General features: G+C 35.4%; 12 protein-coding genes. 3 read left to right on the top strand and 9 right to left on the bottom strand.

The window, feature by feature from the left end:
* Positions 1–133 precede the first annotated feature (133 nt).
* A complete protein-coding gene (gene dusB, locus MODO_RS06360; RefSeq protein ID WP_006266762.1) occupies positions 134–1,126 on the top strand; it encodes a tRNA dihydrouridine synthase DusB in 993 nt (330 codons plus the stop codon).
* A gap of 218 nt (positions 1,127–1,344) precedes the next feature.
* On the opposite strand, the gene MODO_RS06355 is transcribed toward dusB, so the two are convergent.
* The 5 genes from MODO_RS06355 to MODO_RS06335 all read right to left on the bottom strand — a co-directional run bounded on the left by MODO_RS06355 (position 1,345) and on the right by MODO_RS06335 (position 7,559).
* A complete protein-coding gene (locus MODO_RS06355) occupies positions 1,345–1,932 on the bottom strand; it encodes a type 1 glutamine amidotransferase family protein (RefSeq protein ID WP_006259779.1) in 588 nt (195 codons plus the stop codon).
* Positions 1,933–2,048: 116 nt separating this feature from the next.
* Entirely contained in the window at positions 2,049–2,879 is an 831-nt protein-coding gene (locus MODO_RS06350) for a mechanosensitive ion channel family protein (protein ID WP_006259780.1), read from the bottom strand.
* Positions 2,880–2,899: 20 nt separating this feature from the next.
* Positions 2,900–4,099, bottom strand: coding sequence for a C1 family peptidase (locus MODO_RS06345; protein ID WP_006259781.1), 1,200 nt, complete (start codon positions 4,097–4,099; stop codon positions 2,900–2,902).
* 503 nt (positions 4,100–4,602) lie between these two features.
* Entirely contained in the window at positions 4,603–5,418 is an 816-nt protein-coding gene (locus MODO_RS06340) for a hypothetical protein (RefSeq protein ID WP_006259782.1), read from the bottom strand.
* Positions 5,419–5,657: 239 nt separating this feature from the next.
* Positions 5,658–7,559: a S9 family peptidase gene (locus tag MODO_RS06335; protein WP_006259783.1), complete on the bottom strand. Its 1,902-nt coding sequence runs from the start codon at positions 7,557–7,559 to the stop codon at positions 5,658–5,660.
* Positions 7,560–7,863: 304 nt separating this feature from the next.
* Here MODO_RS06335 and MODO_RS06330 point away from each other — a divergent pair, with 304 nt between their 5' ends.
* Both MODO_RS06330 and MODO_RS06325 read left to right on the top strand, forming a co-directional pair.
* A complete protein-coding gene (locus tag MODO_RS06330) occupies positions 7,864–9,108 on the top strand; it encodes a dicarboxylate/amino acid:cation symporter (RefSeq protein ID WP_036494238.1) in 1,245 nt (414 codons plus the stop codon).
* Between the two features lie 21 nt (positions 9,109–9,129).
* Positions 9,130–9,828 (top strand): DedA family protein, encoded by a 699-nt coding sequence (locus MODO_RS06325; RefSeq protein ID WP_006259785.1) that lies wholly within the window; start codon positions 9,130–9,132, stop codon positions 9,826–9,828.
* A gap of 156 nt (positions 9,829–9,984) precedes the next feature.
* On the opposite strand, the gene MODO_RS06320 is transcribed toward MODO_RS06325, so the two are convergent.
* The 4 genes from MODO_RS06320 to MODO_RS06305 all read right to left on the bottom strand — a co-directional run bounded on the left by MODO_RS06320 (position 9,985) and on the right by MODO_RS06305 (position 12,891).
* Positions 9,985–10,326 carry a 2Fe-2S iron-sulfur cluster-binding family protein gene (locus MODO_RS06320; RefSeq protein ID WP_006259786.1) on the bottom strand — a complete coding sequence of 114 codons (342 nt, stop codon included), beginning with the start codon at positions 10,324–10,326 and terminating at the stop codon, positions 9,985–9,987.
* A gap of 2 nt (positions 10,327–10,328) precedes the next feature.
* Positions 10,329–11,381 carry an NAD(P)/FAD-dependent oxidoreductase gene (locus MODO_RS06315; RefSeq protein WP_006259787.1) on the bottom strand — a complete coding sequence of 351 codons (1,053 nt, stop codon included), beginning with the start codon at positions 11,379–11,381 and terminating at the stop codon, positions 10,329–10,331.
* A 118-nt stretch (positions 11,382–11,499) separates the two neighbouring features.
* Entirely contained in the window at positions 11,500–11,739 is a 240-nt protein-coding gene (locus tag MODO_RS06310) for a NifU family protein (RefSeq protein ID WP_006259788.1), read from the bottom strand.
* A gap of 21 nt (positions 11,740–11,760) precedes the next feature.
* Positions 11,761–12,891, bottom strand: coding sequence for an Mrp/NBP35 family ATP-binding protein (locus MODO_RS06305; protein ID WP_006259789.1), 1,131 nt, complete (start codon positions 12,889–12,891; stop codon positions 11,761–11,763).
* Positions 12,892–12,973 lie beyond the last annotated feature (82 nt).

Here is a 12,973-nt window from a genome sequence, read left to right as displayed (position 1 = left end):
ATAAAGATACGAAATTCTCACTTTTACATTACACTTATCACATCCTCTAATTTTCCTATTTCACAACAATATCAAAACTAAAAACCTGAAATCTAAAAAAATCGTACTTTTGCCTCAAATTTCTAGAACGAATATGATTAAAATAGGCAATATAGAACTACCAGATCACCCATTGTTATTAGCTCCAATGGAGGATGTTAGTGACCCACCTTTTCGCCGTCTGTGTAAGAAGCACGGTGCAGATCTAATGTACTCAGAGTTTATCTCTTCTGAAGGACTGATTAGAGATGCGATGAAAAGTAAAATGAAATTAGACATCTTCGACTATGAACGCCCTGTAGGGATACAGATATTCGGTGGTGATGAAGAAGCGATGGCAGAATCTGCTCGAATCGTAGAGACTGTACAGCCAGATTTAGTTGATATTAACTTTGGTTGTCCTGTAAAGAAAGTGGTATCTAAAGGAGCAGGTGCGGGTGTACTAAAAGATATTGACTTGATGATTCGCCTGACCAAGGCAGTAGTACAGAGTACTCACTTACCTGTGACAGTGAAGACACGTCTAGGATGGGATGAAGAATCTATCAATATTGACGAAGTAGCAGAACGCTTACAAGATGTAGGGGTTCAGGCATTGACTATACATGCACGTACTAGAGCGCAGATGTATAAAGGTCATTCTGATTGGACACATATAGAGCGCATTAAGAATAATCCACGTATCCAGATTCCTATCTTCGGGAATGGAGATATAGACAGCCCACAAAAAGCCTTAGAGTACAAAGAGACTTTTGGGTTAGATGGTATGATGATCGGTCGTGCTGCTATTGGTTATCCGTGGATATTCGATGAGATCAAGCACTTTTTTAACACAGGAGAGATATTACCTCCTCCTACTATCAAGGATAGATTAGAAGCTGCTAAAAATCATTTGATCTGGTCTATGGAATGGAAAGGAGAGCGATTAGGTATCGTAGAGATGAGACGTCACTACACTAATTACTTTAAAGGAATACACGGTTTTAAACCACATCGTTTAAAATTAGTGACTACTGATGACCCTATCGAGTTATTATCCCTATTCGATAGAATAGCAGAAGAATATAAAGACTACGTAATAGAGTAAATCTTATACATAAAAAAACCACCTATTAATAGGTGGTTTTTTCTCTTTTTCAAAACAATTTCTATACTGTAATCTCTGATTCACAGACTTACTAAATGAAATTATTCACATAATTACTAGCGCATAATTATGTTATCACTAACTATACCAAAATGTCCTCTGAAGCGAACTATTTTTATTGGTTTCTGTTTATAAACGCATTTCTGGCTCCGTTAGTATTACGCTGCTGGAAAAATACCATATTTAAACAACTGAAACCATCTATCTACATATTCACTGTTAAAGTCTAGCACCTTCATCACTTCTCTACTAAACTCTGTAGCTCCTATACCACTAGCTGTTACTACATTTTGATCTCTTACCACGAGCTGATCTACATAGTTCTTCTCTCCGTGATAAGTAGGTACAAATCCTTTCATATAGAACAAGGCATTACTCGTATGCTTCACGTAGTCTAGCATACCTTTCTGAGCTAAATAAAGCGTAGCTCCACAAATAGCAGCTATTGGTAACTGGTATTTATAAATCCCATAAACTACCCTATCAATAGCATTAAAGTTATTTGTACTCTTTTCCCACATCTCTCCTCCTGGCAGTATTAAAAGTTTCAGTGTAGAGATGTCTATATCCTCTAGACTACAGTCTACCTTAACCTTTAACCCTCCTACCGAAGTAACATCAGCACCTGTATTAGAGACAGTTAATACCTGGTATCGACTATCTTGTATTAATTCAGGCATCAGATATCCAATCTCCCAATCTGAATATCCATCAAATAAGTAAATGTAAATATGATTTGCTTCCATCTTCTTCTTTTTCTCAAAGATATAGCAATATTGTATCAACTTAAATAAAACAGTCGCTACAAATCATAGCAAAAAAAACTCCTTTCGATTTGAAAGGAGTTTTCTACTATTCTTATTTATTTTATTTCTTTATCTGAGATAACATGTATATCTCTCTGTGGAAATGGAATCTCGATATTAGCATCATCTAAAGCATTCTTCACTATCTGCTGAATCGCGAATACTGTATCCCAGTAATTAGCTTTATCCATCCATACACGTACATTTAAGTTTACAGAGCTATCTGCTAAACTATTCACAAAAATGATTGGCTTCGGATCTTGCTTCACCTCTTTGTGCTTCGCTAATGCTTCTTGGATAACATTCTGTGCTGTCTTAATATTAGTATCATATGAGATACCTACTACGAAGTCATATCTACGTGAAGATATATCACTATAATTAGTAATCACAGAATTGGCTAAAGGCCCATTAGGACTAAAAATCTTTAATCCAGTAGGTCCTGTTAGAGTAGTATATAACAAATCTATCTTATCTATAGTACCTTCTGTACCACTAGTATTAGATACATAATCCCCAACCTTAAAAGGTTTAAACAATAAGATTAATACTCCTCCTGCAAAGTTAGATAAACTCCCCTGAAGCGCTAAACCAATAGCTAAACCAGCAGAGGCGAATATCGTTAAGAACGATGTCGTCTGAATACCCATAGTAGAAGCAGCAGTTAATATCAATAAGATATATAAAACCACTTTAATAATGCTCAATAAGAATCCCCTTAAAGACTTCTCCATATCACGCTTCTCAAAACGACGACCTAATCCTTTTAAAATAGCTTTAACAATAAAACTACCAATAACTAGTATTAATATTCCAACACCGATTTTAGGTAGAGCTCCCAAAGTATTAGTAATCATATTCTCTATTCCTCCAGCAAATTTTTCCATAACATTTTTTTTATTTTTATTTACAATTTCATTTTCTTAGCGATTCCCTTTGGGATACCATCTTTATGGATCATGATATCCGTTGTTTTATACTTCACGAACTCTTTACTCATATACATATATCCTTTATAGTCATTCGTAGTTCCCCAAGAGTTCTTGATGATATAGTACTCTCTACCTTTTTGATCTTTAGCGATACCTACGATGTGCATCCCGTGATCATCTGTAGTCGTATAGTTATCGAATGCCTCTTGACGCATCTCAGGAGTTACTTTTCTCTCTGGTTTTGGTCCGTTAAACATTTCTTCTTTCTCTTCAGCAGACATATCCTCCCAATCCTTCTCAGGAACGAAAGCTACACCATTTTTCCAGCTAAAGTATTTCTCACTCACATCACCAGCCCATGCTACAGTAAATCCGTTATTTACAGCGTGATCGATGATCTCAGTTAGCTCCTGCATTGGTACATTATACACTTGATTAAAAGCCCAGTTATCAGGCACTAATAATACAAACTTCTCGTACATAGGGTAGTTTAGGTCTGATCCTATCTCTACATAATCATCAGCGTTAATCCCTACTACCTCTTTCGCAAAGCTCTGTGGAGTATATTTTTTACCTTCCCATGTAAACTCCTTAGGAGCCTCTCCTAGATAGGCGTCTATAGCAGCAGTATATGCTTTCTCCCAGTTCGGAGTTAATTTTCTATTCGGGTTAGATACTACCGCCTTTAAGATACCTTCTTGTACCGCAGCCATCTCTCCAAATTTATTAATCGTCGTACCATAGTTCAGTCCATCATATACAGACTGAGGTACTGCTCCATACATTCTATACATATTCATCACATCGTGAAACGCACCACCATCACCTAGCGTTACCGCACCATGCATTCTTACATACATTTTTCCTTTTTCGATATATGCATTACGAGCAGAGAATATCTGAGAAATCTCTACAGGGCGTTTTCCCATTCTCATCATTTCTGACTCGATAAATGAGTTCGCTGAGTAAGACCAACATGTCCCTGAAGAACCTTGATTTTTCACAGAAGTGTTTTCAATATTCACTACATCTGTAAACGTGTAAAGCTCTTTACTCTTTGCACTTGCATTTAATTTTAATGAGTTTACTAAGTTATCTTGCGCTACTGTAGTAACAGAATATCCAGCCGACAACATAAGGGCTAAAACCCATGCTTTTAATTGATTTTTATACATATCGTTAGGTTTGTTAGAATCGTAAAGATAAAAAAAGTGATTTAAACAGCCTTACCTTCTACCACAAAACTACATTTCTTTAGCATATTCATACAAAATCGTCTGAATAACTACTTCATTAACACTCTTTCACTCCATCTCACTCCCCATTAACTCATTTTCGTTACATCCTACTATTACACTCCTCTAGATTTAGCTATAGTTACTATGATTACAATATGTTCCCAATGTGATCGGGTAGTGATAGGCTATTTTTGGTACTTTTAAGCCGACCAAATGCCCATCACAAGCCGACCACAAGCCGACCACCCCTCAAAAAGTGGTAAAAAACACCCTATAATCATTCTTTGATTAACCTATATAAGAAAGGTAAATATCACTTTTATAAACGAAAAGTCGTATAATAAAAAAACAGTGTATCTATATTCTAGAATACACTGTCTTAACATACTAACTGAATAGTATAAAGTCTCTTTTCAATTAATAGAAAGAGTACATATATTTTATTTTGAATAACTATAAGTAGTTACAACTTCTATGTCATTAGACAACCAATCCGGAACATATTTACCATCAACATAATCACCAAAATCCATTTGTCTAGTTCCTTTTAAAACTGTTTTAGTAGGATAATTATTCTCGTCATAAGAGTAAGTTATTTTTAAGTCATCCAGTACAATTCCATCTTTATTCGTATAAGTATAAGCAATAGGATTATTATTAGGCAACAATTCTTTAGCCATTTTTAACTCTGCTGGTACGCTTGGACTAGCAAGATTTAATTCAACACCATCTAATAAATCAATAACTCCTGCAGCTCTTAATGTGTGGAATCCAAAGAAAGGTTTGTCGTCATACGTAATTTTAATTACATACTCTTCCATCTCCTTATTATAAGCAAGGATTTCAGATGGATTCTTTTTGTTGTCATACTTAAGTACTTTACCATATTTATAAGCCGAGTTTTGGTATACCAATAAATCTTTTATCAATATCACCTCTTTAGGAGTAGTGATTTTCTCTACTTTCTTATTACTTCCGTATGCTATATCTCCTTTACTATTTTCAAAGATACTACCACCCTTCTTACGTTTAATATATTCAATAGAAGTAAGTTTACCATCTGCTGCATAACTCAGGTTAAACGTTTTGTCTTCTTCCTTATCTCCATCTTCATAAACAACTACATCTATCTTCTCAATGTTCTTAATGACTTTATTAGGTTCTGTTGTCGTAGGTGTACTATTATCATCTGAACTACATGATGATACTCCAACAAATGCAAGTGCTGCTAAAGCACTAAAAATAATCTTTTTCATAGCTAATTTATTTTTATGCAAATTTAAGTTAACAAGCATATACTTTGTACAGATGAATTAATTATTCCATTTTTACTATCGAAATAACCACACTTTTATACTAATCACATATTTAAAAGTGGTTTTTAACATAAATCAAATAATTATACCGAAACGATAAAATAAAAATATTGACATAAAAAAACAGTGTACCTCTGATATCAGAGATACACTGTTCTTAACTATTAATATACTATATATTACAACGTTTCTTTCAACCAACGGAAGAATTCACCTTGCCATACTTGTGCGTTTTGTGGTCTTACTACCCAGTGATTTTCATCTGGTAAATATAAGAATCTACTTTTCACACCTCTTAATTGAGCAGCTTGGAATGCTTCTTGTCCTTGTCCAATAGGCACACGGTAGTCTTTACCACCTTGGATAATTAGGATAGGCGTATTCCACTTATCTACATTATTAATAGGGTTAAAGTTAGTGTATGCATTCTGAGCATCCTTATTATCTTTTTCCCAGTATGCTCCACCTGTATCAAAGTTAGGGAAGAATACCTCTTCTGTAGTACCATACATACTTACTAAATCAAATACTCCACAGTGTGAAATAAACGATTTGAAACGGTTCTCATGGATACCTGCTAAGTAGAATACTGAATATCCTCCATAACTAGCTCCTACAGCTCCTAATCTATCTCTATCTACATACTTCTCTTTCGCTACGTCATCAATAGCTGCTAAGTAGTCTTGCATTGGTTTTCCAGCCCAGTCTTTAGAGATTGCTTCATTCCACTCTACTCCATGTCCTGGCATTCCTCTACGGTTAGGAGCTACTATAATGTATCCCTCTGCTGCCATTAATTGGAAGTTCCAACGGAAAGAATAGAACTGAGACAATGCTGACTGTGGTCCTCCTTGTGCATATAACAATGTTGGATATTTTTTGTTTGGATCAAAGTTAGGTGGATATACTACCCAAGTAACCATATCTTTACCGTCTACAGTCTTCACGATTCTCTTCTCACTCTTGCTCAATGCAATCTTAGAATAAGCGTCATTATTCACTTTAGTCACTTGATTCCAAGTCTTCTTAGCCATATTATAAGCATATACCTCAGAAGCATGGTTAAAGTCTGTACGAGTCACTAGTGCTACATCTCCTGTCACATCTACGATACTCGTCACGTCAAAGTTACCATCAGTGATTTGTCTTACGTTGATAGCGATACGTGTTCTACCAGGGAAGTTCACTTCGAACAACTGCACAGTACCTCCTACAGCTGCGATAAAGTAAATCTTCTTACCATCTTTACTCCATCTGTAACTATCTACAGTACCATCCCATCCTGCAGTAAGGTTCATTTTGATTCCATTGTAGTCTACAATGATATCATTCTTATCAGCCTCATACCCATCACGCTTCATCTGTAACCAAGTTAGGTGTCCTTCTGGAGAGTAAGTAGGATGTGTATCATATCCTTTATTTTCTTCTGTTAAGTTCTTAGTCTGTTTAGTCGCTAAGTCGTATAAGTATAAGTCAGTATTCGTACTTGTAGCATACTCCGTACCGAATTTCTTCTTAGACACATACACAATACCTTTACCATCAGGAGTCCATACATAATCTTCGTCTCCACCGAATGGCTTCTGTGGTGCATCATAAGGTTCGTTACCTAAGATATCTATCTTCGCTTCTTTATTATCTGTAGGAGCATATAATACGTGATTATGTGTACCATCGTTCCACGTATCCCAATGTCTATAGTCTAATCCGTCATATACATATGCATCAGACTTCTCCATCGTAGGATATAGGTCTTTACCTAATACTTTATTGATTTTTACAGCCTCATCGAATAAAACTAATTTTCCATCAGGAGAAATGTTTTTATCATTAAGTAAGTGTTTGTATTCCTTAATTTCAACAGGAGTACCTCCAGTTACAGGAATTTGATAAGTCTTAGAATCAAACTTATCTTCTGTCATATTAGCGTGGCTTACTTTGTAGATTAAGTTTTTACCATCTTTAGTAACTCCTACTGGACTTACTCTACCTAATTTCCACAGAAGCTCTTTAGTCATTACTTCTTGAGAAAAAGCAGATAAACTCGCTAAGCTTAAAGCAAATAAGAATATTTTTTTCATTGTTAGGGTTTTATTAAAGCGTAAAAATAGGCTTTTCTTTTGATTTTGCTCGAAAGTTAACTAATTCTCTTAGTTTAGACATTCTTTCTTATACAAACGACAACAAATAGTGTACTCTAATAAATAATGTACTTCTATAATACTGAGCGTAGATTTAATTAATAGTATTATTGATAATAAAAAAGTAAAAAAACAACCTAAACGATAATAATTGAATTTCACACCATTATAGTACGTTATTTTTTTTTAAAATCGTCTTGATTTGAAAAAAAAAGAGGTATTTTCACGCTCAAATTTGATTTACATGAAAAACAATAAACTTTTTATAGCGATCATCATTGCGCTAGTACTTGGTGTAATCGTTGGAAGTATTTATCACTATTCATTCCCAGAATACAAATTAGGATTTGCAGAAAACATTAAATTATTAGGTACTATCTTCATCCGTTTAGTACAGATGATTATTGCTCCACTAGTATTCTGTACCCTAGTAGTAGGTATCGCCAAAATGGGAGATATGAGTATGGTAGGAAGAGTAGGTGCTAAAGCAATGGGATGGTTCATCACTGCTTCACTAGTCTCTCTAACGATAGGTTTAGTATTAGTGAACTGGTTCAAGCCAGGTATCGGAGCTAACTTTGATTTAAACAATGTCTCAGGAGCTAGTGACTTACTAACTAAAACTGATTCATTAAGCTTACAATCATTCGTAGAACACTTAATTCCAAAAAGTATATTCGAAGCCTTTGCCCATAATGAAATTCTTCAGATAGTAGTGTTCTCAGTATTCTTTGGAATCGCGCTATCTACATTAGGTAAAAAAGGAAAATCAGTAATCAAATTATTTGACAAAATATCAGAGGTAGTCTTAAAGATGGTAACTTATATCATGTGGACTGCACCTCTAGGGGTATTAGGAGCTATCGCAAGTGCAGTAGCACTATACGGTCTTTCTATTTTCTTAACGTATGGTAAGTATCTATTAGCCTTCGCATCAGGATTGGCTGTTTTATGGGCAGTCTTAATCTTAGTTGGTTACTTGATCATCGGTAAAGATGTATGGAGACTGTTAAAAGCAATCAAAGAGCCTCTACTAATCGCCTTCTCTACAACTAGTAGCGAGGCAGTATTCCCAAAATTAGTAGAGCAATTAAAAGCTTACGGATGTTCTCCAAAAATCGTATCATTTACCTTACCTTTGGGGTACTCATTTAATCTAGATGGAAGTATGATGTATCTAACATTCGCTTCTATCTTCATTGCTCAGATATATGATGTACATATGAGCCTAGCAGATCAAATCTTGATGCTGTTAGTCCTAATGGTAACAAGTAAAGGTGTAGCAGGAGTACCTCGTGCTTCACTAATCGTTATCGTAGCTACATGTGCTATGTTTAATATCCCGCCAGAAGGAATTGCGTTTATTTTACCGATCGATCACTTCTGTGATATGGGAAGAAGTATGACTAATGTATTAGGAAATGCTTTATCAACTGCTGCGATAGATAAATTTGAAACAAACAATGAACAAACTAAACAATTAAGTTAGATTACAGAACATAAAAGCACTATGGACGAATTTTCAATAGCACAACTTATAAACCCTGAATTCTATATAAACTTACAGATAGCAGGACATTCAATAGGTATATATGTCGTATTATTTATTGTATTTGCAGAGACAGGCTTATTCGCAGGTTTCTTTTTACCAGGAGATAGTTTACTTTTCTTATCAGGGATATACAGTACAGCTCTAATGGCTGAAGTAGTACCGATAGAAAGTGACTTCTTAAATGTAGCCTTATTATCTACTCTAGTCGCCTTGGCAGGTATCCTCGGTAACAGTTTTGGGTATTGGTTCGGTAAAAAGAGTGGAAACTATCTCTACAATGTCAAAGACAACTTTATCTACAAGAAGAAATACTTATACGAATCTAAGGTATTCTTCGAAAGACATGGAGGAAGAGCAATTATATTCGCTCGTTTCTTACCAGTAGTAAGAACATTCGCTCCTATTATAGCAGGTATTGTACACATGGACATCAAGAGGTTCATGCTATACAATGTGATCAGTTCTTTCTTATGGGCTACTACATTAATCTTTGCAGGTCACTACCTACAAGTATGGTTATTAGACAGCTATGATATAGACTTAAAACACTACATCGAATACATTATCTTATTCTTAGTATTAGTGACTACATTACCTATCGTAATGAAAGTGATTAAAAGCAAGAAGAAGGATAAAGAAGAAAGCGAAGAGATATAATATATAAAGGAAGTAAAGTATGTTGTACTTTACTTCCTTTTTTTAATCCTTTACAGCTACTTTTAATAAGAAAAGGTCTCTTACATGAAACCATAAAATAAGGCTTGTATCGTACGATACAAGCCTTATTTTATTAAGATATATTAAATCTCTATTCTATCCTATTGGTGCGATTTCGAAGACTAATCCTTCTACCTTCTCATCTACAGGTATCTGACAACTTAGTCTACTAGTAGGTTTAACATTACGAGCATCCGAATCTAACAATGCGTCTTCTTCATCACCCTTCTCTGGTAATTCCACTTCATCTCCATTAATCATATAGCATTGACAAGAAGCACACATCAACATACCTCCGCATATACCGAATGTACCGTCTTCTGCTAGTTCATAAGCACGAACAACTTCCATCATATTCATCCCCATATCCGTTGGGGCATCTATAACATGAGTCTCTCCTTCGCGATCGATAATGGTTACTTTTATATCCTCAGCCATAACTAGTCTATAGATTTCACTACTGCTTTTTCTGCTTCTTTACGTGTACCATCGAATCCGTTGATACCTGATACAGTAGTATATTTTAATACAAATTTCTTACCTGGATTCAACATATTGAACACACTCTGACACATCAAAGTAGCTTCGTGGAATCCACATAGAATTAATTTTAACTTACCTGGGTAAGTATTGATATCACCAATCGCGTAAATACCAGGTATGTTTGTTTGATAATCTAATGCATTATTAACCTTAATAGCATTCTTTTCAATCTCTAATCCCCAATCTGCAATAGGTCCTAACTTAGGTGTTAAACCAAATAATGGAATAAAATAATCACAAGCTATTTCGCGTTTCTCTCCATCGATATCTACGACAACCGCTTCTAATTTATCTGCTCCTTTTAACTCAACAACTTCGCCTGGAGTTAACATATTAATCTTTCCTTGGTCTTTAAGAACCTGTACTTTCTCTACAGAGTCTAATGCTCCACGGAATTCATTACGTCTATGTACCAGACTTACTTCAGCAGCTACATCTGCTAAGAAAATACTCCAATCTAGAGCAGAGTCACCCCCACCAGCAATAACTATTTTCTTACCAGCGAACATTTCTGGTTTTTTAACGAAGTATTCTACTCCTTTATCTTCATAGAATGCAAGATTCTCTATCTCTGGTTTACGAGGTTCGAAAGATCCTAAACCACCAGCGATAGCAACTGCTTTACCATGATGTTTTGTCCCCTTGTTAGTTGTCACGATAAACGTACCATCTTCTAACTTCTCAATATTCTCCGCTACTTCATTTAATGTAAAGCCAGGTTGAAACTGCTTTATTTGTTCCATTAAATTATCTACTAGCTCACCAGCTCCAACGCTAGGATATCCTGGAATATCAAAGATTGGCTTCTTAGGATACAATTCTGTTAACTGTCCTCCTGGTTGTGGAAGTCCATCGATAAGATGGCATTTTAGTTTTAATAATCCTGCTTCGAATACAGCGAACAGACCAGTAGGGCCCGCTCCAATAATTATTATATCGGTCTCAATCATGATGTAGTTCTTTAGTGCAAAGGTATCCTTTGCGAAATTTATTAAAAATGATAAAAGTCAATCTTAAGTAACTAGTGCTAATAAAGCCTTCAATTACTCAAGATTGACTATGTTATTTTTATCCCACATTAACTACAGATTCGATCTCTGGAGCATACTTTTTAATCGTAGTCTCTACTCCAGCACTTAAGGTCATTTGATTAACACTACAAGCCGTGCAAGCGCCTTCTAAGCGAACTTGTACAACTTTGTCATCTTGAATATCAATAAGAGTGATATCTCCACCATCTGCTTGTAAAAATGGACGGATCTCATCTAACGCCTTTTCTACATTCTGTTTTATAGTTTGTGATGCCATATATTTTTCTTGTATTAAGTCTTATTTTTTAGCAACTGATGAACATCCTGCCATAGTTGTAATTTTGATAGCTTCAGTAGCAGGTAATGACTCATTTCTCAACACTACTTGTTCTACTACATTTCTGCTTAAATCTTCGAATACCTTTGCGATGATAGTATCGTTTTGTAATGCTGCTGGACGACCATAATCACCAGCCTCACGGATACTCTGTACGATAGGTACTTCTCCTAAGAAAGGAACATCTAAGTCTGCTGCTAAGTTCTTAGCACCATTCTCACCGAAGATATAGTATTTGTTATTTGGTAATTCTTCTGGAGTGAAATACGCCATATTCTCAACGATACCTAATACAGGAACATTGATACTCTCTGACATAAACATTGATACTCCTTTTTTAGCATCAGCTAGCGCTACTGCTTGTGGTGTAGATACCACTACAGCCCCTGTAATAGGAAGAGACTGCATAATAGATAAGTGAATATCTCCTGTACCAGGAGGTAAGTCTAATAATAAGAAGTCTAGTTCTCCCCAGTCTGCATCAAAAATCATTTGATTTAATGCTTTTGCAGCCATAGGTCCTCTCCAGATTATTGCTTGGTCTCCTTTTGTAAAGAATCCGATAGAAAGGATCTCTACTCCATACGATGATACAGGCTTCATCTTAGAACGTCCTTCTACTTCTACTGAAATAGGTTTAGCTCCTTCTACATCAAACATGATTGGCATAGATGGTCCATAGATATCTGCATCTAACACTCCTACTTTAAAGCCCATATTAGCTAAACTAGCAGCTAAATTAGCAGTAACTGTAGATTTACCTACTCCCCCCTTACCAGAAGAGATAGCAACAATGTTTTTAATACCAGGAATAGCTTTTCCTTTAATCTCAGGCTTTTCAGGAGCCTCTACTTTTATATTTACTTTTACTTTCGCCTTGTCATATACTTGATCGTGAATTACTTTCATCACGTCAACTTCTGCTCTTTTCTTAATGTGTAAAGCTGGTGTACTAAGTACTAAGTCCACTACTACTTCGTCTCCGAAAGTCATTACATTACTTACAGCTCCACTCTCCACCATATTTTTTCCTTCTCCAGCTAGAGAAATGCTCTCTAAAGCCTTAAGGATTTCTTTTCTATCTAATTTCATTATATGCGATTCGTTTTCAACAATTTAATATAAATTCTGACTAACGCAAATATAGTGGGAATATTTGAACTTTTAATGTTAA

This window comes from Myroides odoratimimus (assembly GCF_001485415.1).
Classification (GTDB): Bacteria; Bacteroidota; Bacteroidia; order Flavobacteriales; family Flavobacteriaceae; genus Flavobacterium; species Flavobacterium odoratimimum.
This window is presented reverse-complemented; position numbering and strand designations above follow the sequence as displayed.